The organism is Erwinia sp. MYb416 (assembly GCF_037479575.1).
Classification (GTDB): Bacteria; Pseudomonadota; Gammaproteobacteria; order Enterobacterales; family Enterobacteriaceae; genus Erwinia; species Erwinia rhapontici.
Genome location: NZ_JBBGYT010000438.1, coordinates 1,157,295 through 1,182,443, shown reverse-complemented (window position 1 = coordinate 1,182,443; position 25,149 = coordinate 1,157,295). Strand labels below are relative to the sequence as shown.

14 protein-coding genes are annotated in these 25,149 nt (G+C 59.7%); 4 read left to right on the top strand and 10 right to left on the bottom strand.

What is annotated here, in order from left to right:
• Positions 1-762: 762 nt before the first annotated feature.
• The 5 genes from WH277_RS15065 to WH277_RS15045 all read right to left on the bottom strand — a co-directional run bounded on the left by WH277_RS15065 (position 763) and on the right by WH277_RS15045 (position 9,124).
• Positions 763-1,509 (bottom strand): lipoyl protein ligase domain-containing protein, encoded by a 747-nt coding sequence (locus tag WH277_RS15065; RefSeq protein ID WP_445235337.1) that lies wholly within the window; start codon positions 1,507-1,509, stop codon positions 763-765.
• A 15-nt stretch (positions 1,510-1,524) separates the two neighbouring features.
• On the bottom strand, positions 1,525-3,471 hold the full coding sequence (locus tag WH277_RS15060; protein WP_339505867.1) for a sigma-54-dependent Fis family transcriptional regulator: 1,947 nt from the start codon (positions 3,469-3,471) through the stop codon (positions 1,525-1,527).
• Positions 3,468-4,106 carry a DUF998 domain-containing protein gene (locus WH277_RS15055; RefSeq protein ID WP_339505866.1) on the bottom strand — a complete coding sequence of 213 codons (639 nt, stop codon included), beginning with the start codon at positions 4,104-4,106 and terminating at the stop codon, positions 3,468-3,470. Before WH277_RS15055 ends, WH277_RS15060 begins: the two co-directional genes overlap by 4 nt.
• Positions 4,107-4,240: 134 nt before the next feature.
• Positions 4,241-6,427, bottom strand: coding sequence for a TonB-dependent siderophore receptor (locus WH277_RS15050; protein WP_445235319.1), 2,187 nt, complete (start codon positions 6,425-6,427; stop codon positions 4,241-4,243).
• A 507-nt stretch (positions 6,428-6,934) separates the two neighbouring features.
• Positions 6,935-9,124, bottom strand: a complete 2,190-nt coding sequence (locus WH277_RS15045; protein ID WP_339505864.1) for a TonB-dependent siderophore receptor — start codon at positions 9,122-9,124, stop codon at positions 6,935-6,937.
• A 334-nt stretch (positions 9,125-9,458) separates the two neighbouring features.
• On the opposite strand from WH277_RS15045, the gene fes reads away from it, so the two are divergent.
• From fes to WH277_RS15030, 3 genes are all read left to right on the top strand, one after another.
• A complete protein-coding gene (gene fes / locus WH277_RS15040) occupies positions 9,459-10,781 on the top strand; it encodes an enterochelin esterase (RefSeq protein WP_159337145.1) in 1,323 nt (440 codons plus the stop codon).
• Between the two features lies 1 nt (position 10,782).
• Entirely contained in the window at positions 10,783-10,950 is a 168-nt protein-coding gene (locus WH277_RS15035) for an MbtH family protein (protein ID WP_339505863.1), read from the top strand.
• Positions 10,951-11,087: 137 nt separating this feature from the next.
• On the top strand, positions 11,088-19,610 hold the full coding sequence (locus WH277_RS15030) for an amino acid adenylation domain-containing protein (RefSeq protein ID WP_339505862.1): 8,523 nt from the start codon (positions 11,088-11,090) through the stop codon (positions 19,608-19,610).
• A gap of 407 nt (positions 19,611-20,017) precedes the next feature.
• On the opposite strand, the gene WH277_RS15025 is transcribed toward WH277_RS15030, so the two are convergent.
• Genes WH277_RS15025 through fepD form a run of 3 tightly spaced genes read right to left on the bottom strand, consistent with a single transcriptional unit; the run spans position 20,018 to position 22,912 of the window.
• On the bottom strand, positions 20,018-20,839 hold the full coding sequence (locus WH277_RS15025) for an ABC transporter ATP-binding protein (RefSeq protein ID WP_339505861.1): 822 nt from the start codon (positions 20,837-20,839) through the stop codon (positions 20,018-20,020).
• A 2-nt stretch (positions 20,840-20,841) separates the two neighbouring features.
• Positions 20,842-21,876, bottom strand: coding sequence for an iron-enterobactin ABC transporter permease (gene fepG, locus WH277_RS15020; RefSeq protein WP_133843079.1), 1,035 nt, complete (start codon positions 21,874-21,876; stop codon positions 20,842-20,844).
• A gap of 10 nt (positions 21,877-21,886) precedes the next feature.
• Positions 21,887-22,912 carry a Fe(3+)-siderophore ABC transporter permease gene (gene fepD, locus WH277_RS15015; protein WP_339505860.1) on the bottom strand — a complete coding sequence of 342 codons (1,026 nt, stop codon included), beginning with the start codon at positions 22,910-22,912 and terminating at the stop codon, positions 21,887-21,889.
• 171 nt (positions 22,913-23,083) lie between these two features.
• On the opposite strand from fepD, the gene entS reads away from it, so the two are divergent.
• Positions 23,084-24,358 carry an enterobactin transporter EntS gene (gene entS, locus WH277_RS15010; RefSeq protein WP_159337011.1) on the top strand — a complete coding sequence of 425 codons (1,275 nt, stop codon included), beginning with the start codon at positions 23,084-23,086 and terminating at the stop codon, positions 24,356-24,358.
• A 71-nt stretch (positions 24,359-24,429) separates the two neighbouring features.
• Here the strand turns inward: entS and WH277_RS15005 are convergent, their stop codons facing one another.
• Together WH277_RS15005 and WH277_RS15000 are read right to left on the bottom strand one after the other, a co-directional pair.
• Complete coding sequence (locus tag WH277_RS15005) at positions 24,430-24,747, bottom strand: HigA family addiction module antitoxin (protein WP_133843073.1); 318 nt, start codon at positions 24,745-24,747, stop codon at positions 24,430-24,432.
• Complete coding sequence (locus tag WH277_RS15000; protein WP_133843476.1) at positions 24,747-25,028, bottom strand: type II toxin-antitoxin system RelE/ParE family toxin; 282 nt, start codon at positions 25,026-25,028, stop codon at positions 24,747-24,749. The genes WH277_RS15005 and WH277_RS15000 overlap by 1 nt, the downstream gene beginning before the upstream one ends.
• Positions 25,029-25,149: the final 121 nt, after the last annotated feature.

The window sequence follows — 25,149 nt, the reverse complement described above, 5'->3', positions numbered from 1 at the left end:
ATCAACACCATCCCGCCCGTCCCCGGTCTGCCGGGGCGGCGGGTCGATCATTTTTTCGATCGGCCCGTGATGATGATGTGTACCATGGGTCAGGTCCGTGTTGCTAGCCGACCGAAACGCAAGATCGACCACTGAGGGAGCCCCTGCAATATTAATTTCTGACAGCCTGACTTCAGGTCTGAGGCCAGTTTGAGCACGCCGGAGCGGCAAAATCCGCATCCCTGCGGGCCTCGGCACGCGACGTCCTGTCGCGTGACGTCCGGCTTACCTCAAACTGGCCCCATCCCCGCAGAACCGTTGCTCGCTGTGGATTTTAAAACCGCAACAGCATGACGCTCTCTGTGTATTGGTTTGGGTGTTGATCTGGATTTTGACGTTGAGGCGGCATTCAGCAGCGCTGAGGAAGCACAGTGAACCAGGACGAACCGCCAGGACGGCGGTGAGAGGGAGAGCCGGCACAGGGATGTGCCGTCACGACCGGTGCGTTGGTGAACGACGCTTGCGAAGGCATCCACGCAGTGGACGCAGCGCCAGCCGCAAGCCCGGGTCCCCAGGGTGGCGGCGACTGGCCGCCCTGGGTCGCTCAGCCCGCGCAGCGGGAAAGCGAAACGCCCTTGACGTTGACCTGGACCATCGTGCAGGCCTGCATCACTGGCGGGCCGGGAAAGCAGGTGGCGGCAAATAATACAGGTCTTGTTTTGTGGGCATACCTCAGTGGTCACACCCTACGGTTGGGCGATGATACAACGCGTCATGGGATGCTTACGTCATCCTCGCGATCAGCGCGTCAACCACCTCATCACGCAAATACGGATGCCGGGCTGACAGCCTCTGCGCCACACTGACCGTTTTTGATGCCTGATAAAAACGCCCGCTGCCTAACGCCGCCTCAAACTGATTCGCCTGGCGATGTGCCGCCGCTAAATCACAGTCCACCAGCAGAACCGCATGGGCCAGAACCACATGGCGACGCGGTGCATCCGCATCACTGTCAGGGATTGCCCGCCAGTATTGTGCCGTTCCGGCGATTTTACGCGCCTGCTGCCCTTCGCCACAGGCGAGGTTAAAACGCCCGTCGCAGAACGATCCTTCCACCGCCTGCCAGCCCGTTACCACACCCAGCTCCGCCAGCGCATCACTTAAGATCGCGCACAGATGACGATACACGGCTTCCGCTGCCTCACCGAGGGTACGCGCGATCGGATACGCCAGGCTGAGGTTGATGATGCCCGGCCCCTGCGGCACCAGCCCGCCGCCGGATTTACGCAGGAACACCGGGCATCCGGCTGCGGCAAACTGCTCCCGCACCGACTCCAGCGAGCTGAAACGCCGGTAGCTGGAAGGCACCACCAGCGACGGCGGCCCGTACCACAACTGGGCCACTTTATGGCCTGCGGCGGCCAGCGGAAACAACCCGTTCTCGGCCTCAGTCGGGTCTGCACAGAACAGCAGTCGCCCGTGTGGCAACATAAACGGGCCGTCACCTGCAACCTGAACGTTTTTTTTCATCGTCATGTCTTTCCGCTATGCAGGCTGCGTATTGGGCGACTGAATGCCGTAACGCTGCATCCGGCGATACAGCGTCATCCGGCTGATGCCCAGCTGACGCGCCACGGCGCTGTGGTTCCAGCGTGCAGCACGCAGCAGGGCCACCAGCTGTTGCCCTTCATCCGGCAGTGCCTGTCCCTCTGCCGAACGCGCCTGAATTAACGTCAGCGGTGCGCTAATGCCGATGCCGTCAGGCAGTTCGCCAGCGTCAATCGTGTCGCCATCGGCCATCGCCACGGCGTAATCCAGCGCATTGCTCAGTTCACGCAGGTTACCCGGCCAGCCATGTTGATGCAGGCACTGACGCGCCGCCGCGGACAGTCGGGCTTTGCCCGCCAGCATGTTGTCGATTAACCAGTCGAGATCCTGACGATTGCGTAGCGCAGGCAGGGTGATACGCGCCCCCTGTAAACGCCAGAACAGATCGGCGCGGAAACGCCCCTGCTCCACCAGTTCCTCAAGCACATGATGTGAGGCCGAAATCACACGGATATCCACCGCAACCGGGCGTGAAGCCCCGACCGGCAGCACCTCCTGCTCGGCCAGCACGCGCAGCAACCGCGTCTGCATCTCCAGCGGCATATCACCGATCTCATCAAGGAACAGCGTGCCGCCGTCGGCTTCCTGGACCAGGCCGCGCCGCGCTTTGCTGCCCGCCCCGGAGAAACTGCCCGGCAGATGACCAAACAGCACACTTTCAATCAAGGTCGCGGGGATCGCGGCACAGTTCACCGCAATAAACGGCTGCCCACTGCGCTGGCTGGACTGATGGAAAGCGCGGGCAAAATACTCTTTGCCGCTGCCCGTTTCCCCCTGCACCACCAGATGCAGCGGCGCACTCAGCAGGCGTGCTGCACGCTGTAACTGCTGCTGCAATACCGGATCGCCGCCCGTCAGCGCTGCCAGCGGCGCAGGCAGTGCGGCGGGTGTGGTGATCGCCGGGCGCTCCGGGCGGCGTGCGGGCTGCACCGCCGTCACATACAGCCGCTCACCGCTGTGCAGCCGATCCAGCGTGCCCTGACGACCGCTGGCGCTGGCCAGCCAGTCCGGCAAACTGTCTATCGAAGTATTAAACAGCTGTTCAATCGGCATCCCGAGCAGCGTGCTGCGGCAGTGCGGCAGCGGCGCATCAATGCCCAGCTCTTTCTCCAGCATCCGCTGCGCACGGTGGTTATGCCCGATCACCCGGCCATCGGCATCAAAGGCAATAAGGTAATCCGGGCTGACCTCGACAAACGGCGAGGACGGGCTGAGTTTCAGCACCCAGTCGGCACGGTGACGATGCTCGAACCAGGCATTTTCAATCTGGTGGGCATGCATCCGTGCTATCTGTAATGCCAGCTGCTGGCCGGATTTCGGCTGCGGCGAAGTCAGTGCGGAGATATCCAGGATCGCGTTAAGCTGCCCCTGCGGATCGAACAGCGGCACGGCCGAACAGGAGAGTGCAATATGCGTGGCATCGAAGTGGTCGTTGTGATGTACGGTCAGCGCTTTCCCGGTCGCCAGCGCCGTGCCAACCGCACAGGTGCCCGCCCAGGCTTCCGACCATTGCGCCCCCAGGAACAGGCCAGCGCGGCGCAGGCTGATTTCAGCGCTGTCATCCCCCAGATAGTCCACCGTCACTCCGTGGGCATCCGTCAGCAACACCACATAGCCCGCCGGGGCAATCTGCTGGTATAACCGGCTCAAACCGTGCCGGGCAATATGGCGAAACTCTTCAAGATGCTCGCGATGCTCACGCAGCTCCTGCCAGGGGAGAATGCGCGCCGCCTGCATACGGCTGGGATCAAGACCATGGTTGATAACGCAGCGTTGCCAGGAGTCATGGATGGACTGGTCATGCCGAAGCTGCGCCAGATTCCGGGTATCTTCGCGGGTGCAGGCAAGCACGGTGGCAATATGTTCACGCTGACTCTGATTCACAACACGCTCCTTTTGAACCGGTAAGACAGTAACAGCAATGAAAATCCGCTCACCACCTGCCAGAGGGTGATGGGATAGACCGCCGCACGCTCAATGATGCCGATCGGCAACGCCACGTACGGGATGAGCACCATACAGAGCAAGCCGAACATTCCCAGCAGCAGGCTAAACGCGGCATACACGGGTGCGCAACGGCGCAAAGCCAGGCCGGTGACGATCAGGCACAGATTACCCCCGCCAATCGCCATCACCGCACCTGCCTGATGCAATGTCACCCCATCGGCTTCCCCACCGCTGTGGAATAGCGCGATCATAACGCCACCAATGCCATGCAGGCCGCCTGCCAGCAACGCCGCCCACCCCATTCCCCCCGACAACTGCGGCCGCAACAGTAAGCAAGCCAGCAGAAACAGCACGCCTTCCACCGCAAATCCGGCATTCATCACGTTATGCAGCGGTGAGCAAATCTGCGGCCCGCATTCAGGAATGCCGAGATCACTAATATAGTTGTGGCTGTAGCGATAGGCCGGATGATGCCAGGCCAGCGCGCTGGTACGTTCGGCCAGCAGATACAGCAATCCCCCGGCGGCGAAACAGCACGCGCCTGCACGGCTGCGGCCCGATAACTGCGACATTTTTCTCTCCTGTTACTGGCAGCATTCAGTCTGACAGAGCGCCAAAAAAAAACCACCCCAGCTGGGGTGGTAAAAGATGATAAATCGCTGGACGAGGCGTGTACGCGTCACCTCGTCGTCAGACGATTCGCGGCTTACCAGCGATAGTTCACCGATGCCACCACATTGCGGCCTGAACCATAGAAACAGGCTTCGCTGTTGCTACAGGATGCCACGTAGTGCTTGTCGGTCAGGTTCTGCACATTCAGTTGAACCATGGTGCCTTTCAGGCTGGAAACCGCCTCACCCAGTTCATATTTTGCCATCGCATCGTACAGCGTGAAGTGCGGCACTTCGTTGGTTCCGGTGCTGTCCGCCGGGGCATCACCGGTGTAACGCACACCCGTACCTACGGTCAGCCCACTCAGAGCCCCATTCAGGAAGCTGTAGCTGCCCCAGGCCGATGCCGCATGACGCGGAATGCTGGCCGGGGTACGTCCAAGTTGAGCGGTTGTGTAAGTCTCTTTTGTCACCGCATCGGTATAGGTATAAGCCGCCATCAGTTTGACTTCCGGCAACGGCTGGGCATGCACTTCCATTTCCACGCCGTTAGAGTCAACCTTACCGATCTGCTCGTTGTAACCGGTCACCGTATTCGCCGAGGTGATGTTTTTCTGAGTGATATCAAACACCGACACGGTCATCACGGTATTGGAACCCGGCGGCTGGTATTTCACCCCCACTTCGGTCTGCTCCCCTGTTGTCGGCTTAAACGGATCGGTTCCCGGTGCGCCATTGCTCAGGTTCGGTTCAAACGAGGTGCTGTAACTGATGTACGGCGACAGACCGTTATCGAAGGCGTACAACAGCCCGGCACGGCCGGTAAAGGCGCTGTCATTATTCTTCACGTCGGTGCCGTTCAGGCGGTTAATCGTACGGATTTGCGACCAGTCGTTGCGGCCGGACAGGACCAGGTTCCAGTTATTCCACTCCATCTGATCCTGCAGGTAGACCCCAACCTGATGCAGCTGCTTCACGGTGTTAATGCTGGGGGTAAAATCATCCTCATTCACATCAACACGACCAGGATTTGCCCAGTCGAGCTGGTACTGGGTGGAGGTATGGCGTGACAGGGTGCTGGCAACGCGGCTCCAGCGATAATCCAGCCCACCGAGCACGGTATGGCCGATATCACCGGTATCAAACAGCCCTTTGAGGTGGTTATCGACACCGAATTCGTTCGTCATCACCGTTTCATGTTGCGGGCGACGTTCAATGGTGTGGTCGTTGAGGTCGGAGCTGGTGGTGTAGACCATATATTTATAGTCTTCATCGCGATGGGTATAGCGCAGGTTCTGAGTAAACGACAGCGTTTCATTGAAGCTGTGGTCAAATTCGTAGCCAATGGAAGCCTGTTCGCGCTTGTTACCATAGTAGTTCGGGTCGTTGATATTCAGGTCATACGGGATATACCCGGTGCTGGCTTCTTTCAACGTCCCGACCATCGGCAGGAAGTTACGCGATCCGGCTTTCGGGTCGTTCTGGTAGCTGGTTAACAGGGTAAAGCTGGTATCGGCATTCGGCAGCCAGGTGATGGCGGGCGCGATGGCCACGCGTTCCTGTTTATTGTTTTTCACTTCTTCATGTCTGGTGCTGGCAATACCGTTCAGACGATAAAACAGCGTGTTGTCATCGTTCAGCTTACCGCCAAAATCAAAGGCCGCTTCGCCCAGATGATGATTGCCGGTGCTGAGCTGCACTTCGCGAACGGCTTCAGCCGTCGGGCGCTTGCTGGTCATGATCACCAGGCCACCCGGGCTGACCTGGCCGTATAACACCCCTGCAGGGCCATGGACCATCTCCACGCGCTCCAGCAACCACGGGTCAACCTGCCCGGCTCCCCCGCTGGAGCTGGAAAGACCAAAGTGCAGACCATCCAGCAGTTTTGGCGCGTAGCGGAAGCCACGGCTGATAATTTCGTCGTTACGGTTGGAGTTACCGCGATAGTTGGTCACCACACCGCTGGTATAACTGAGGGCATCGGAAACCGATGCTGCCGCCTGGTCATCCATCTGCTCGCGTGTCACCACCGAAATCGATTGCGGGGTTTTGCGCAGCGGGGTGGGGGTTTTGGTGCCTGAAGCGCTCTCTTTCGCCACAATACCACTGTTTCGCCCCGTCACGCTCTCCTGGGACTCCGCCGTCACCGTCAGCGTGTTGTCAGTGGCGGACTGCGCCAGCGGCGCCGCCAGCAGTGAAGACGCCAGCAACAGGCGCAGGGTGGTATTTCCAGAGTGTACTGCCACACCAGGGCGCGCCTGGGTTTTTATCTTCTTCAACATAGTTGTGTTATCTCGTCTGAAACAGCCTTGTCTACGAAAGAAACCAGTAAAGCCCGCCAACCCATTAGATTTACTGATTGGCCGTAGCTAACTTCAGGAATGGCACGGATCATTAACGTCCGAACGCACCCTCTATTAATGAAAAAAAACCTTACTAAATGCAGAGTTACGCTTCATCCGCATGAAGTCCCGACGCATACTAATGCAAATGTGAATCACTCTCAATAACATTTGCATTAGCATTTCTTATTACACAAACAACTGGTACGGACAATGAAAAGTAACAACATGTAAACTAAAGAAAAAATCAGTGTGATTTACGACGGTTCGGCTAAACAGACTGGCGTCAGAAAAAAGCAGGATGTGCAGTGGCGAGAACGATCAGGAAAAAAAATAGCCACCCCGTCTGGGGTGGCTAAAAGGATGATAATGAAGCTTGTCAGGAACGCGGTTCTCTGTGGAACCCCGCTTTAGTTCAAAGTGGCGACGAACGCCCTGCTCTACCCATTACCAGCGGTAATTAACAGAAGCAACAAACGTACGGCCTGCACCGTAGAAACATGCCCACTGACCCGCACAAGATGACACATAGTGCTCATCCGTCAGGTTCTGCGCATTGAACTGTAAGGTGGTCCCTTTCAGAGTCGGGACAGCCTGGCCCAGTTCATATTTCACCATCGCATCGTACAGGGTGTAATGCGGCACATAGTATTCGCCGATATCATCACCCGGAGCTTTACCCACATAACGAACGCCGGTACCCACAGTCAAACCATTCAGCACACCATCAAGGAAGCTGTAACTACCCCAGGCTGAAGCAGCATGACGCGGGATAGCATTTGGGCTGTGACCGACTTTATCCGGATCTGTTGAGCTCTTGGTCACCACATCGGTATAGGTATAAGCGGTAGTCAGCTTAATTTCCGGCGTTGGCTGCACATGAAGTTCTGTCTCAATACCCTGAGAGTTGACCTTACCAATCTGCTCGTAAGCACTGGTCAGACGGTTATAAGAGGTGACGTTCTTCTGGTTAATATCAAACCAGGAGACTGTCATCATCGCATTCACGCCCACTGGCTGGAATTTCACCCCGATTTCCGTCTGTTCACCGGTGGTCGGTTTCAGCGGATCGGCACCTGCCGCCGCCTGCTCCAGCACCGGTTCAAACGAGGTGCTGTAGCTGACATACGGTGAAATACCGTTATCGAATGCATACAGCAGTCCGGCACGCCCTGTGAACGCGCTGTCATTATAAGTGATATCTGAACCCCCGGCTGTGAGGTCCTTGTTGCTCACCTGCGACCAGTCATTACGACCTGACAGCAGCAGGTTCCAGTTATTCCACTCCAGCTGATCCTGGACATAAACACCGTACTGGTTCAGGGATTTCTTGGTATGGGTGGCCAGCTCCAACAAACTTTCATCAACCTCTACACGGCTCGGGTTGCTCCAGTCCATCGGGTAACTGCTGCCGTAGTCACGATACAGTTTGCTATCAATATGCGAGTAGCGGTAATCGAAACCGCCCAGGACGGTATGCTTCACTTCACCGGTATCGAATAGCCCTTTCAACTGATTGTCGACGTTGAATTCGTTAGTCATCGCCGTTTCATGCTGCGCCAGACGCGTCAGTGTACGGTTGCCGTCATCCACGTTGTAGACCAGATATTTGTAGTCTTCATTGCGGTGGCTGTAACGCAGGTTCTGGGTAAACGATACCGCTTCATTAAAGCTGTGCTCCAGGCTGTAACCGATAGAGGTCTGTTCACGCTTTGACTTAGTAAAGTCAGAGTCGCTGACGTTCAGGTCATAAGGAACATAGCCAGCAGCGGTAGAATAGAGCGTCCCTGCGCGTGGCAAGAAGTTACGCGAACCCGCTTTCGGGTCATTCTGGTAGCTGGTTAACAGCGTAAAGCTGGTGTCTTCATTTGGCAGCCAGGTGATCGCTGGCGCAATCGCCATACGCTGTTGTTTGCTGTTTTTCACAAACTCATTCTGGGTGCTGGCAATGCCGTTCAGGCGGTAGAACAAGGTGTTGTCATCGTTCAGCTTGCCGCCGAAGTCCACCGCTGCCTCACCATAGTGGCGATTACCGGTGCTGAGTTGCACTTCATGAATACTTTCTGCTGTCGGGCGCTTACTGGTCATCAGAACCAGCCCACCAGGGCTCACCTGGCCATAAAGTACCGATGCCGGGCCATGTACGATTTCAACACGCTCAAGCAACCATGGGTCGAGTTGCCCAGCCCCGCCATTCTCAGAAGAAAGACCGAAATGTAATCCATCCAGCAATTTCGGTGCATAACGGAAACCACGGCTGATCACTTCATCATTACGGTTCGAGTTTCCACGGTAGGTTGCTACCACGCCACTGGAGTAACTCAGTGCATCAGCCACTGAGCGAGCATCCTGATCGTCCATCTGATCGCGCGTCACCACAGAAATGGATTGCGGGGTTTTACGCAGCGGTGTGGCGGTCTTGGTGCCTGAAGCGCTCTCTTTCGCTACGATCCCTTTGGTCGGGGCGGTGACGCTTTCCTGGGTGTCTGCGGTGACCGTCAGCGTATTTTCGGCTTCGGTGGCTGCCTGCACGGCGGGCGCCATCAGCAGGGCTGAAGCCAGTAATAAACGCAGGGTGTGTTTGTCTGAACGAACTGCAATGCCTGGTGTTGCCTGTTTTTTAATCTTATTAAACATGTTCTGGTATCCCGTCTGAACAGATTTGCTGATAAAAAAAAACCGTTAAAACCCGCCAATTGATAAGGAGAACTGATTGGCCGCGGTGAAATGTGAGAATCACGTTTGCCACTACTTTCGTCGATTCTTCTGCCCTTCTTAAGAAAACCGATATTTACGTACAACTTACAGGCCCTTAAGAAAGTTGCGACGCATCTTATTGCAAATGCAAACTATTCTCAATACTATTTGTATTAGCGTCATTTACTGTAAGAGAGATTAAAGTCCCTCCTTTTAAGTAATTAAATGTAAATTAAGGAAAATTATCGTGACAACACGGCACACATTATGGCCGATGCGTCAGCCCGCAGGTCATGCAGCACAGCTGCTGGCCGCCGATAACGTGGGTGAAGAGAGCTGGTGGCAGCACATTGCGCAACATGGCACGCCACTGGTTGAAGCCTTTGCTGAAGGAACAGTCCGGATGAACTATTTCTGGCGTGACCCGGCAGGTGACGAAACCCGCTCTGCAATACATCAGGTTTATGTGGATATTAACTGCGTGACCGACCACCACAGCCCGCAGCCGCAAAGTTTGCAACGCCTGGCGGGAACCGATGTCTGGCACTGGTCAACGGAGATTGATGAGCACTGGCGTGGCAGTTACAGCCTGATCCCGGTAAACGCTGAGCAACTCCCCCCCGCTTTTAGCACCGATGACGACACACGCCGCAAACAACAGCGCGAATGGTGGATATCTCTGTTCCCGCTGGCGATTGCCGACCCGTTAAATCGCAGCTGTGCCCACCTCAACAGCCGCGGGCACGCGCTGTCGGCCGCGCATATGCCCGCGGCGCCGGACCAGTCTGCGTGGCACGCGCTGGACAGCGGACAGCCGATACACCCCGATAACCACCAGCTGCAACAATTTACCTGGGACAGCGCCCTGCTGGGGAATCAGCGCCGTATCTGGCTCTATACCACGGGCAGTACAGCGATCCCAGAGCAGCGCCCGCTGGTGATTCTGCTGGATGGACAGAACTGGGCAGACGGACAACCGCTCTATTCCGCGCTGCATGCCGAAACCGACAGCGGCCATCTGCCCGCCGCCTGCTGGCTGTTGATTGATGTGATTAACGGAGACTGGCGCGAAAAAGAGCTGCCCTGCAATGCTGAATTCTGGCAGGCGGTGCAGCAGGAATTACTGCCGCAGGCGCGCCGCCGTGTGGAATTCAGTGAAGAGGCCGACCGTACCGTGGTCGCCGGGCAAAGTTACGGCGGCCTGGCGGCGATGTATGCCGGGCTGCACTGGCCCGGGCGCTTTGGCCGCATCCTCAGCCAGTCTGGCTCCTTCTGGTGGCCAAACGTCCGCCTGGTCACCCACTTTTCCGAAGCCGGTGAGCAGGAGATGGGCTGGCTGACCGGGCAGGCGATCAAGGGTGTACTGCCGGCCAGCCGCTTAAAGATCTTCCAGGAAGCGGGCGATCGCGAAGCCGATATGGCCTGGGTTAACCAACAGATGCGTCAGGCGCTGCTCCCGGGCGGGCATGACATTAATTTCCGAATTTTCTCCGGCGGGCATGATGCCCTGTGCTGGCGCGGCGGGCTGCTGGACGGCTTACGCTGGCTACTCGCCGACTTTATTACACCTCCCTATTCTGGAAAGACAGGTAATTAACATGACCGAACAACAAAATCCCTTCGACGATGAAACCCTCGACTTCCTGGTGCTGCTCAATGCACGCCAGCAATACAGCCTGTGGCCAGCGTTTTCCGACGTTCCTGCTGGCTGGAAGGCCGTGAGCGGCCCGGATACTCGCGCCGAATGCATTCGTTACATCGAATAAAACTGGCACGACATGCGCCCCGCCGTGCTGAAAACGGCAGGTTAGCCAGCCCGGGTCGACCGGAAAAAAGGTCGCCCCTACGGGATCAGTTTTTACCTCTTACGACAGGAATTGCCACCGTGTCAGAAGCTCAGATCATGCCTGAAATACAGGCCGAATTTACCGAATATCCGCTGGTTGCGGCGCAGCCGGGGATCTGGATCGCCGATCAGATCGCCAGCGCAAGAAACACCTTTGCCGTTGCGCACTACAGTGAACTGCATGGCGATATTGACCGCCCGATGCTGGATAAGGCGATCCGCCAGGCGATGTCCGAAGCCGATACCGTGCAGGCCACCTTTGGTCTCTCTGATGACGGCAGCGCCGTGCAGCGCCTCCCGCGTACGCGTACCCCAGAACAGGTGCAGCCTGTTGAATGGGTTGATTTCAGCCCACGCAGCGATGCCGTGCAGGCCGCGCACGACCTGATGCAGGCCGATCTGGCCGCCGATCTGCCCGCAGACGGTGCCCGCCCGCTGTACCGCCAGCTGATGATCCGCGTGAGTGACGATCGCTGGTTCTGGTATCAGCGCTACCACCATCTGATGCTCGACGGCTTCAGCTTTGAGGCCCTGACACGCCGCGTGGCAGCGATCTATCAGGCGTTGCGTGCGGGTGAAACACCGGCGGCATCGCCGTTTATCTCCTTTGGCGAAGTGGTCACTGAGTATCAGGCCTGGCAGCATTCACCCGCCTGTGAACGTGCCGCCCTGTTCTGGCAACAGCACGCAGAGCACTTCCCGACGGCGATTTCGCTCTCCAGCGAAACCTTCCCCGCCAGCGCCCACGGCGCACCGTTAAAACAACAGGTGACCCTGCCCCCGGCGCTGCTGGCGGCGCTGACTCATCAGCCCGGTTTGCAGGAGAACGCCCCGGCAGAAATTGCCAGCGCCCTGCTGGTCGCCTATCTGGCGCGCATCAGCGGTGAATCCCGTCTGAGCATTGGTTTCCCGTTTATGCGCCGCATGGGTTCCGCCGCGCTGGCCGCCACCGGCCCGGTGGTCAACGTTCTGCCGCTGCTGCTGGATATTGAAGACAGCATGACGCTGGCCGATATCAGCCGCGCCTTACAGAGCGAGATTAAACAGGTTCGCCGCCATCAACGTTACGAGGCAGAACAACTGCGCCGTGACCTCGGTCTGGTCGGCAGCAGCCAGTCGCTGTATGGCCCGGTGATCAACCTGAAGGTCTATCACGACAGCCTGACCTTTGACGGCATTGATGCCATCAGCCACACCCTGGCGATGGGCCCGGTCGACGATCTGGAGTTTGAAATCGGCTTCCAGCGCGGCCAGTTGCAGGTCACGCTGGTCGCCAACGCCGAGAAATATGATGCGCAAACGCTGGCCTGGCACGGTGAACGCATTGCGTTCCTGGCAAACCAGCTGGCGCAGCAGCCACAGCAAGCGCTCTCCCGCCTGGCGCTGATTGCCGACGATGAACAGCAGCAAATTGCCCGCTGGTCTCAGGGGATCAGCGTCACGCCGCCGGAAGGTGTGGTGTCGATTCTGGCAATGTTACAGCGCCAGGTGGACGCGCAGCCGGATGCGGTCGCCGTGGCCTGCGGCGATATCAGCCTGACCTACGGCCAGCTTTCTGCCCGTGCCATGCAGCTGGCTCGCGAGCTGATTGCGCGCGGCCTGGGTGCCGAAGACGTGGTGGCTATTGGTATCCCGCGCTCCGTTGATTCGCTGGTGGCGATCTTCGGTGTGCTGGCCAGCGGTGCCGCCTATATGCCGCTGGATCTCGACTACCCGCGTGAGCGTCTGGCGCTGATGTGCGATGACGCACAACCGCAGCTGCTGCTGACGCACAGCAGCACCGTGGCCCAGATGCCGGACGGTGAGTATCTCTGCATTGATGATGCTGCCGTGCGTGCCGTCTGTGATGCGCATGCTGCCACCCCGGTGAGCGACAGCGAGCGCCGTGTTGCCCAGCGTGGCGAACACCTGGCGTATATGATCTACACCTCCGGTTCCACCGGGCGCCCGAAAGGCGTGATGAGTACTCACGCCGGACTGCTCAACCTGTTTCTTTCCCATCAGGCTAACCTGTTCGGCCCGGCGATTGAGCGCTTCCATCGCAGCCAGCCGCGCCGTATGCGTACCGGCCACACCGCCTCTTTCTCCTTCGACTCCTCATGGGAACCGCTGTTCTGCATGATGATGGGCTGCGAGCTGAATATCTTCGACGAAGAGCTGCGCCGCGATGCCTGGGCGCTGTTGCAGAAGATGAAACAGGTGCCGGTTGACCTGCTGGATATCACCCCTTCTTTCTTCTCACAGATGATTGATGCCGGGCTGTTTGAGCCGGAAAGCCACCGCCCGGCGTTTGTGATGATCGGCGGTGAGGCGGCGACGCCAACGCTGTGGAAGCTGATGCAGCAGCACCCGGAGCTGGAGATCCATAACTATTACGGTCCGTCTGAGTACACCATCGATACCCTGGGTGCCAGCGTGATGGTCTCTGACCAGCCGGTGATCGGCCGCCCGGTCGGTAACACCCAGGTGTGGCTGCTGGACAGCAAACTGCGTCCGGTTCCGGTGGGCTGCGTGGGCGAGCTGTACATTTCCGGTACCGGGATTGCCCGTGGCTACCTGCGTCGCCCGGACCTGACCGCTGCCCGTTTTGTCGCTAACCCGTTCCTGGAGGGGGAAGTGATGTACCGCAGCGGCGATCTGATGCGCTGGCGCAGCGATGGTCAGCTGGCCTTTATCGGCCGCGTTGACCACCAGATCAAGGTGCGTGGTTTCCGTATTGAGCTGGGCGAAGTGGAAAATGCGCTGGTGGCGCTGGATGAGGTCAGCACCGCCGTGGTGATTGCTCAGCCTATCGGTGCCACCAACCGCCTGATCGGCTACTGCTCGGTGTATGACGATGCCCTGCGTGCCGACGATCAGTTATCCGCAAAACTGCTGGCGAAACTGGCAGTTACCCTGCCCGACTACATGGTGCCCGCAATCCTGGTGGTGATGGATGAACTGCCGCTGAACGTGAACGGCAAAATTGACCGCCAGGCCCTGCCTGAGCCGCAGCAGGTGGCGTTTAAACCCGGCCGCGAGCCACAGGGCGAACAGGAAACGCTGATCTGCCAGGCCGTTGCTGACCTGCTGGGGATGGAACGCGTTGGCGCTGACGATGATTTCTTCGCGCTGGGCGGAGACAGTATTTCCGCGATGGGGCTGGGCACGGCCGCCCGCCGTGCGGGTTATCTGCTGCGTCCGCGCGATATTTTCGCCCAGCGTACCCCGGCACGTATGGCACAAAATATGCCCCTGCTGACCACCCGCACCGCCGTCAATAACGTGGCGCAGCACGGTGCCATCAGCGGCTTACCCATCCTGCACTGGTTTAACGAACATGGCGGCATTAATCAGCGCTTTGCGCACGGCGTGTTCCTGCAGGTCCCTGAGGCATTGCAGCGTGCTCACCTTGAGCAGGCACTGACCACGCTGAGCCACGCGCACCCGGCGCTGGCCGCCTTTACCCGTGACGGGCAGCTGGTGGTGGGTGAACCTCGCCCTGCCGGATTTACCCGCTGGGTCACCGCCCAGCCGCTGCATGATGCCCCGGAAGCCTGCGCAGAAGATGCCTTCGACGCCGCCGTCACCCGCCTCGATCCGGAGAACGGCGTGATGATGCAGGCCGCGCTGCTCCAGCAGAACGAGCGGACCTTTGGTCTGGTGCTGGTGATCCATCACCTGGTGGTGGACGGTGTGTCCTGGCGTGTACTGCTGGATGAACTGCGTCAGGCAGCGGAGGCCGCCATCAGCGGCACCCCGCTGACCCTGCCGCCGGAAGAGACATCACTGCATGACTGGTCCGCTGCGCTGTTAAGCAACGTCTCCCGTCGTGCCGCTGAGCTGCCTTTCTGGCAGAGCATGTTGCAGCATCCGGTGCCGCTGCTCGGCCAGCGGGCGCTGCATCCGCAGGATACCCACAGCGAACTGAAAGAGAAGCGTACGCTGCTTGACGGTGCGCAAACCCAGGCGCTGCTGACCACGCTGCCGCAGCAGTATCGTGCCAGCGTCGAAGAGACGCTGCTGTGCGCACTGTCACTGGCGCTGATCGACCGCTTTAAGGTCAGCCAGTTGCGCTATACCCTGGAATCGCATGGTCGCGCCGAACTGGCGGGTGACCATGATTTGGCCCGCACCGTCGGCTGGCTGACCGCCGAGTATCCGTTGCTGGTCACGCTGGATGAAGGCGATACCGGCAGCCTGCGCGATGCCCTGCGCGCGGTCAAAAGCGTGCTGCGTGCCGTGCCGGATCGTGGCGTTGGCTACGGCCAGCTGCGCTATCTTGATGCGGTGCGTTCCACCCAGTTACAGCCACTGGCACAGCAGCATGCGCCGGAAGTGCTGTTTAACTACCTCGGGCGTTTCAGTGCCGGGGATGGCCTGTGGACGCCACAGCGGACGCGTAAACATTTCCGCGATGCCTTTGCGGTACATCAGTCACCTGACATGCCGCAGCTGCACAGCCTGGAAATCAATATCTTCGTGGATGAAACCGGCGCCCTGCCGCAGCTGGCGGTTAACTGGGGCTGGCTGAACGGGGTATTCAGCGAGCAGGACATTGATGCCCTGCATCTGGCGCTGGCCGGTGCCTGCGATGCGCTGAGTGATTTCGCCCGTCGTCATCCGCAGGAAGCGGCAGATACCTTAGTGGCCGCCGAGGTCGCCATTGACGGCGTCAGCCAGCAGGATGTCGTTCAGCTGGGTGAGCGTCATGGCCCGCTGGCCGCTGTTCTGCCGCTGCTGCCGCTGCAAAAGGGGTTGCTGTTCCATGCCGCCACCGCCGACAGCAGCGGCAGCTATAACTCACTGACGCGCCTGAGCTTTAGCGGTGCGCTGGATGAGAATCGCCTGCGTGCCGCACTGGATGCGGTGGTCCGTCACCATCCGCAGCTGGCGGCCCGCTTTGACAGTGAACAGGCGCTACAGCCGTTACAACTGATCCCGGTTCTCCCGCAGGAACAGTCGCTCTGGACGCTGGATCGCCACGTGCTCCCTGCCCTGTCAGTGGCTGAAGAAACCGAGGCGCTACTGGCGCTGGAGAAACGCGAGCTGGCACGGGATCTGTTCAGCCAGCCGGTCATGCTGCATGCACTGCTGGTGCAGCATGCTGACAGCGAGCGCTTTACACTGATGCTGAATGCCCATCACCTGGTGGTGGATGGCTGGTCAACGCCGGTGATCTTAGGCGATCTGTTTACCGCGCTGTACCACGGCCCGCAGGCACTGACGCCTCATCGCTTCAGCTACGCGGATATCGTGCGTCAGCTAACCTCGCGTGATGCCAACGCCTCCCGCCAGCTGTGGCAGCAGGTGTTGCAGGATGTGCGTCCCACGCTGCTGTTTGGTGACGATACCCATAACGGTCCGGTGCACGACCTGGATCTGGTACTGGAACCCGATCTGGAACGCGGCCTGCTGGCACTGTGCCGCAGCCGTGGCCTGACGCTGAACAGCGTGATGCAGGGCATCTGGGGAATGCAGCTGGCGATTGAAAGCGGCCACCAGGACGTGGTGTTTGGTTCACCGGTTTCCGGTCGCTTCGGCCAGATTGACGGCCAGGAGCAGCACGTTGGCCTGTTCAGTAACACCCTGCCTGTGCGCGTGCGTTTCGACAGCCAGCGTCCGCTACTCGATCAGCTGGCCGATCACCAGGCTCAGCAGATCCAGCTGATCGAACATGACGATCTCGGCCTGGGTGAGATCCAACAGCTGGCCGGCAGCGGTACGCTGTTTGACACCCTGCTGGTGGTGGAAAACTACCCGGACAACGCCGACCTGTTGCAGGGCCACAATGGCCTGCGCTGCGACCATATCAGCAACAGGGGTTACACCCACTATCCGCTTACCCTGCTGGTGCTGCCGGGTGAGCGTCTGCATCTGCTGATGGAGTACCGCGATGCGGTGCCACATCCGCAACGCTTTGCTGAGCGCCTGCTGATGCTGATTGCCCAGTTGGTGGCGCAGCCCGACCTGCCGCTGGCACGCTGGCAGCTGCAAACCCCTGACGAACAGGCGCTGATTGCCAGCATCAATAACACCGCTTACCCGGTGGCCGCAGGCACGCTGCAAGGGGCCATTGAACAGCAGGTTAACCGCACGCCAGACGCGCTGGCCCTGCTGGACAGCGAGCATCGTCTGACCTATCGCCAGATGCAGCAGCAGGCACGTCTGCTGGCCGACCGTCTGATTGAGGCCGGGGTACAACCGGGTGATATCGTTGCCGTTGCCCTGCCGCGTTCGGTACGCCTGAGCCTGGCACTGACCGCCATTCTACAGGCCGGTGCCGCCTGGCTGCCGCTGGATACCGGTTATCCGGACGACCGTCTTGCGCTGATGGTGGAGGACTCCCGTCCACGCCTGATTATCAGTGAAAGCACCTTAGCCGCACGCTTTGCAGTGATGGGGCCGATTCTGGCCTTTGATCGGCTGGAAGACGAACAGCGTCAGCCGACGCATCCGTTGCCTGCCGCCGATCCGCAGCGTCCGGCGTATGTGCTGTATACCTCCGGATCGACCGGGCGCCCGAAAGGCGTGGTGGTCGGTCAGCAGGCGATTGTTAACCGCCTGTGGTGGATGCAGGATGAATACCCGATGGAGGCGAATGACGTGGTGTTGCAGAAAACACCGTGCAGCTTCGACGTCTCCGTGTGGGAGTTCTTCTGGCCGCTGATGGTCGGTGCTCAGTTACTGATGGCACCGCCGGAAGCCCATCGCGATCCGGATGCGCTGGTACAGCTGATTGAAGGTTATTCCGTGACGACAATGCACTTTGTGCCTTCGATGCTCGCCGCGTGGGTCACCGCGCTGGAAAGCCGTGACGGCAGCGACAAAGGGTGCCACAGCCTGCAACGCGTGTTCTGTAGCGGTGAAGCCCTCTCCTGCGATCTGGCCGCCAGCTATGAGGCGCTGATCGCGGCACCGCTGCACAACCTCTATGGCCCAACCGAAGCCGCCGTTGATGTCACATACCATCCGGCCAGCGGCGAAAGCTTGCGACAATGCAGCGGCGCAGGCGTGCCAATTGGTTACCCGGTGTGGAACACGGAACTGCGCATCCTCGACGGGCTGCTGCGCCCGGTGCCGCTCGGCGTGGCGGGCGATCTCTACCTGTGCGGCGTGCAGCTGGCAGACGGCTATCTGTATCGCGCCGACCTGACGTCGCAACGCTTCGTCGCCGACCCGTTTGCCGACGGTGAACGGATGTACCGTACCGGGGACATTGCCCGCTGGCTGGAGAACGGGGCCGTTGAGTATCTGGGACGCAGTGACGATCAGCTGAAAATTCGTGGGCAGCGTATTGAGCTGGGCGAAATTGAACAGGCATTGTTAACCGTTGATGGCGTGGCACAGACCGTTGTGGCCGCCCGTGAACTGGGCAGTGTGGCATCCGTGGGTGCCGATGCGCGTCAGCTGGTGGCGTGGCTGATCGCACAGCCCGGTGTCACACTGGATACCGCCGTTGTGCATCAGCAAGTGGCACAGCGCTTACCGGCGCATATGCTGCCCGTCAGCTATGTGCTGACGGACCACTTCCCGCTCAGCGCTAACGGCAAGCTGGACCGTAAGTCCCTGCCGTTGCCGCAGACGCCGCAGTCTGAAGGTCGTCCCGCACAGGGCCTGCATGAGCAACTGCTGGTGACCTTGTTCTCCAGCCTGCTGGCGCGTGACACGGTCTATGCCGATGATGACTTCTTCGCGCTGGGGGGGCACTCGCTGCTGGCGATGCGCCTGGCCGCCGAGCTGCGCCGTCGCCTGCCACAACCGCTCTCTATCGGGCAGATCATGGCCGCACGTAGCGTCGAAAACATGGCACGCCTGCTGGATGACAGCGCGCGTGGCGTGAACGCGGACAACCGTGCCAACGGCGAAAGCCTGCCGTTCCGCAGCGGTACAGGACCGGTGCTGTTCTGTATTCACCCGGCTTCCGGCTTTGCCTGGCAGTACTCCGGCATGATGCGTCATCTCGGGGGCAATTTCCCGATTGTTGGCCTGCAATCGCCACGCCCGAACGGCGTGATTGCCCGCTGCGCAAGTGTGGATGAAATGTGCGAACGCCATCTGGCGACGCTGCGCAGCATTCAGCCGCACGGTCCGTATCACTTACTGGGCTACTCGCTGGGCGGCACCCTCGCCCACGGTATTGCGGCACGTTTGCAACAGCAGGGAGAACAGGTGAACTTCCTCGGGCTGCTGGATACCTATCCGCCGGAAGGCCAGGACTGGACCAGCCCGTCGGAAGAGGATGCGCGTGCCGAAGTGGCGCGCGAGGAGGCCGAGTTTATGGCCTCTACTGATGACGATGCGCTGTTACTGGCAGAGAAGGCGGAAATGTTCAGCACTATCGTCGCAAACTATGCCGATGCGGTTGAGCGCCTGAGTACCGCCAGGACACCACGCTTTGAAGGGCAGGCCACGCTGTTTGTGGCGAAAAATACCCTGCCTGAGGGAATGGAGGTGAAAGACAGCTGGGCGCCTTATCTTCAGCAACTGCAGATCCACGAACTGGCCTGCGAGCATATGGATATCCTGTCACCGGAAACGCTGGTGACGCTGGGGCCATTGCTGGCTGGGCTGATGGAGGCGTGCCAGGACCTGGCGTAAAGAAGGGGGACCGGCCCGCAGCGGGCGAGGCGTGCCTCGCCCCTACAGCGATACCCGTAGGGGTCGGGCATGCCCGATCCTTGTTATTCCGCACCGGACGAGGCGTGCCTCGCCCCAACAACAATACTCGTAGGGGTCGGGCATGCGCGACCCTTGTTATTCCGCACCGGACGAGGCGTGCCTCACCCCTGGAACAATACCCGTAGGGGTCGGGCATGCCCGATCCTTGTTATTCCGCACCGGACGAGGCGTGCCTCACCCCTGCAGCGATACCCGTAGGGGTCGGGCATGCCCGACCCTTGTTATTCCGCACCGGACGAGGCGTGCCTCACCCCTGGAACAATACCCGTAGGGGTCGGGCATGCCCGACCCTTGTTATTCCGCACCGGACGAGGCGTGCCTGGCCCCTACAACGATCCCTGTAAAGGCTGATGATAACGCCCGCACGGCACGATCATCGGCGTATGTGACACCGGATCGTCAATCACCACGCTACTCATGCCAAACACCTGCCGCACCAGCTGTGCATCCACAATCTCAGCGGGTTTACCCTGGGCGATAATCTGCCCTTCCTTCATCACGATTAAGTGGTCGGCGTAACGACAGGCCTGATTCAGATCATGCAGCACCGCCACCAGCGTATGCCCGTGCTCCTGATTTAACTGACGGAACAGATCCAGCAGCTCAATCTGGTGGGCGATATCCAGCCAGGTGGTCGGTTCATCCAGCAACAGCAGCGGCGTCTGCTGCGCCAGCACCAACGCCACCCACACGCGCTGGCGCTGGCCGCCGGACAGTTCATCCACGCTGCGCGCGGCCAGTTCACTGATGTTGGTGGCCTGCATTGCCGCCGCCACCGCCTCACGATCGGCTTCGCTCCACTGCTTCAGTAAGCTCTGATGTGGATAGCGTCCACGTGCCACCAGATCGGCCACGCTGATCCCCTCCGGGACAATCGCATGCTGTGGCAACAGACCCAGCTGGCGGGCAAGCGCTTTGGTGCCCATCTGATGAATATCATGACCATCAAGCAGCACCTGCCCGCTACGCGGTTTCAGCAGGCGGCACAGGGCGCGCAACAGCGTTGACTTACCGCAGGCGTTAGGGCCAATAATCACCGTAAACTGGCGGTCGGGGATCTGCACGCTAAGCTCACTGGCGATCACTTTTTGATCGTAGGCCAGCGTCACGCCAGCGGCCTGAAGACGGGGGGATAAAGAAGTATCCATGATCAACGTCGTGACTCCCTGATAAGTAACCAGATGAGATAAACACCACCGATGCTGACGGTAACAGCCCCCACCGGCAGTTGTACCCCGTTAAACGCATGCTGAGCGATCACATCGGCCGTCAGCAACAACAGCGCCCCGGTGGTGGCGGCGGAAAAAAGCGGCACCGCGCTGGCACCGGTCAGGCGGCGGGCAATCTGCGGCGCGGCCAGCGCAATAAAGGCAATCGGCCCGGCACTGGCGGTGGCAATTGCCGTGAGAATAATGCCGCACAGCATCAGCCACAGACGGCTGGACTCAGCATTCACCCCCAGCGCCCGCGCACTGTCGTCGCCCATTTCCATCAGCTGCAAACGGCGGCTGAGCGCCAGCGACACCATAATGGTCAGTGGCACCAGCAGCAGCGCAGGCTGCCCTTTCGCCCAGGTGATGCCGTTAAGCGATCCCGCCCCCCACAGCGCAGCACTCATGGCACTCTCCAGCGAGGCGCTGACAATCAGCCAGGTATTGAGCGCCGACAACACCGCGCCCACGCCAATCCCGACAATAATCAGGCGGAAACCCACAATCCCCTGGCGCCACGCCAGCAGATAAACCAGCGCAGCCGAACCAATACCGCCCACTAGCGCTCCGGCGGCAATCTGATAGTAGCTGCCGCCAAAGCCGATAATCATCACCAGCGCCCCGGTAAACGCCCCGGTATTAAAACCCACCACATCCGGGCTGCCGAGCGGGTTGCGTATCGCCGACTGGAAGATCGCCCCGCTGACGCCAAGGCCCGCCCCCAGCACCAGCGCCATCACCGCACGCGGTGCACGCCACTGTGCGATAACGGTCATAAATCCGCGAGGCCCTTCCCCTTGCAACGCCTGCCACACCTGCCCCGGGCTGATGCTCAGCGTGCCGTAGCACAGCGCAAACAGCGCCAGCAGTGCAGCGAGAACGATCAGCGTCAGGTTCGCCCACAGCACCCGGGACGCCAGGCGCAGATTGAGCCAGCCGTCAGCACGGCCGATCAGTAAGGTTTTACTGTGCATCCTGTCATCCTTAATGTTTGCGGCTACGGACTAACCAGATTAAGACTGGCGCACCGATTAATGCGGTGACAATCGACACCCGCAGCTCACCCTGTGCCATAAAACGCCCGGCAATATCGGCGGTCAGCAACAGCACCGGGGCCATGAGAAACGAATAAATCAGGATCCAGCGCTGGTCGGCCCCCACCCACCAGCGCGCAACATGGGGCACCATCAGGCCAACAAAACCAATGGGCCCCACCAGCGCCGTGGCCGATCCACACAGCAGCATCACCGACAGCAGCGCCAGCAGGCGCACCAGCAGCACCCGGGTGCCGAGCGCGGCGGCAATGTCTTCACCCATACTGAGACTGTTCAGTGAACGCGATGCCGCGAGTGCCAGCACCGCGCCAACGACTATCGCCGGGGCCACCAGCATCAGGTTCGCTGAGGAACGGATATCCAGCGTTCCCGCCTGCCAGAAGCGCAGCTGGTCAAAGGTCTGCGGATTGAGCAGCGACAGCGACGAAGTCAGCCCCCCCAATACCGCACTCAGTGCCACCCCGGCCAGCGTCAGCCGCACCGGATTGACCCGGCCGCCGCTGAGTGTACCAATCGCCCAGACCGCCATGCTGGCAATCAGCGCACCGCCCCAGGCAAAGCCAAGCCAGCCTGCCATGCCGCTGACGCCAAACAGGGTAATGCCAATTGCCATCGCGAAGCTGGCCCCGGCATTGACGCCGAGAATGCCGGGGTCTGCCAGCGGATTACGCGTCAGTGCCTGGATCACCGCCCCTGCACCGCCCAGCGCCAGACCCACGAGGATCCCGGCCAGCGTACGCGGCAGACGGGCATTGAGAATAATGATGCTATCGGCGTTAGTGATCTGGCCGGAAAGACTCTGCCACACCAGGGCAGGCGCGATGGGTTTGGCCCCAAGCATCAGGCTCGCCAGGCTGACCGCCGTCAGTAATATCAGACAGATGATGACACCCGCGCTGCGCGAAAGGCCTTGCGACAACGGAGCAGATTGGGGGGAAGCTTGCTGCAATGACATCCCTGAGAGATCCTCTTCATATGCAAATGAATATGAGTATTATTATCATTAACGTTACTAACCAAATATGTTACCATGCGCCCCGCCAGAAAAACATCGGCATCCTTACGCGCCGCACCGGACAGCATTCCGGCCGCCAGGCATTGAGCCCTATTAACTACATGGATACTCATGGCAAAGCCCTCCATTCTGCTTGATTTCAGCCTGCTGAAAAATAACGCCCATTTCCGCGCCATCTTTTGTGCCCGCATGCTGTCCGTGTTCTCACTCGGTATGCTGGCAGTCGGCGTACCGATTCAGATCCAGGCCATGACAGGCTCCACGCTTCAGGTGGGTGTGGCCGTGATGCTGGATGGCATCGGTATGTTTATCGGATTGATGCTGGGTGGCATCCTCGCAGACCGCCTCGATCGTCGTAAGCTGATTCTGTTTGCCCGTGGTACCTGCGGCATCGGCTTCGCGGCCCTCAGTCTGAATGCGTTTCTGCCGGAACCCTCTTTGTGGGCACTGTATTTGCTGGCCGCCTGGGACGGTTTCTTCGGGGCGTTGGGGATGACGGCATTAATGGCGGTGATCCCGCTGCTGGTCGGGCGTGAGAACCTCGGCGCGGCCGGTGCGCTGAGTATGGTGACCGTACGTCTCGGGGCTATCCTCTCCCCGGCCATTGGCGGGGTGATTATTGTGGCGGGCGGCGTGGGCTGGGCCTTTGCCGTGGCGGCTGTCGGTACGCTGGCAACGTTAATCCCGCTGGTGCGTCTGCCGTCGATGAAGCCGGAAGCGCAGGAGCCGGAGCATCCGCTGCGCGCCCTGGCCAGCGGCGTTCAGTTTGTCTGCCAGCAGAAGGTAGTGGGTTCCGTGGTGCTGCTGGGCATGCTGGTGAGCATCGTCGGCGCGGTGCGTATTCTGTTCCCGGCGCTGGCTATCAGCTATCACGCTGACGCTTCGGCGATTGGTCTGATGTATTCCGCCGTGCCGCTGGGGGCCATGATTGGCGCCTTTACCAGCGGCTGGGTACCGGGTTATGCCCGTCCAGGTGTGCTGGTCCTGATCAGCGCCACCTGCGCGTTTCTGGCCATTGCCTCACTGGGGCTTTACAGCCACTTTATCCCGGCCCTGCTGGCACTGGTGGTGTATGGCTACTGCAACGCGATCGCTTCGCTGCTGCAATATATGCTGATTCAACACCATACGCCTGACGCTTTGCTCGGCCGCGTGAACAGTCTGGGCACCGCGCAGGATGTAACCGGGGATTCTGTCGGTGCTCTGGGATTAGGCGTGTTAGGCAAGCTGTTTACGCCTGTGGTCAGCGTGCTGTCGTTTGGCGCGGTGGCCGCAGGCGTAGCGCTGGTGCTGGCAAGCCTGGTCGGCACCTTGCGCCGGGCGACAATGTCACCGCCGGAGGAGGCAGGCCCGACTGATGAGCAGGACCCGGTGACCAATCCGTAACCGGGCATCATGCGACTAGCATGAGGAGTGCTGATGCCGGTGAAGAGCGTAATGAGGCCAGGTCCAGGTCATCATCCACAGGTCTTCACTGGCTGACCATCGGTTTCGTCATAGCAGGCGGGCACGACCTGCGTGATATCAATCGTTTCGCGGACCCGGCTAATATCGTACGTTGCCTGCATCGCCAGCCAGAGACGGGCCGCAATGCCCAGCCCGGCTTCCAGTCGTACCGCCATTTCAGGGGTAATAGCGGTTTTTCCTGCCGCCGCTTTGCTCAACGCCGAGGGGGATACCCCGAGGTTTCCGGCCAGCGTCCGCAGGCTGACGTTATAGTCCTCAAGATACTCGGTAATCAGGCTGCCCGGATGCGGGGGGGTCATCATAGCCATTAGTGGTAGTCCTCCAGATTAAGTATGTAAGCATCACCGTCTCTGAACTCGAAAGTGATACGCCAGTTGGCACGAACAGTAATGGCGTAAAGATACTGCCTGTCGCCTTTCAGCGGATGGAACCTGAAGCCAGGGTAGTTTCTGAATTCTTCTACCGACAGGGCTTCGTCAAGAACCAGCAGACGCGTTCTGATCCGTTCGGCATCTTTGGCCTGCACACCACTGGGATTTCCTGTTTCGAACAGTTTTTGCAATCCCTTATGCTTCCAGCTTTTGATCACGGCTAACACTCCTTGTTTCCTTCCGGGAAACAGTATAACAATTGTTTCCCGGAAGGAAACAGCTTTCCCGGCACGATCCTCTGAATTGTATCGCGAGTAAACCCGGCCATCGCCGACTGAC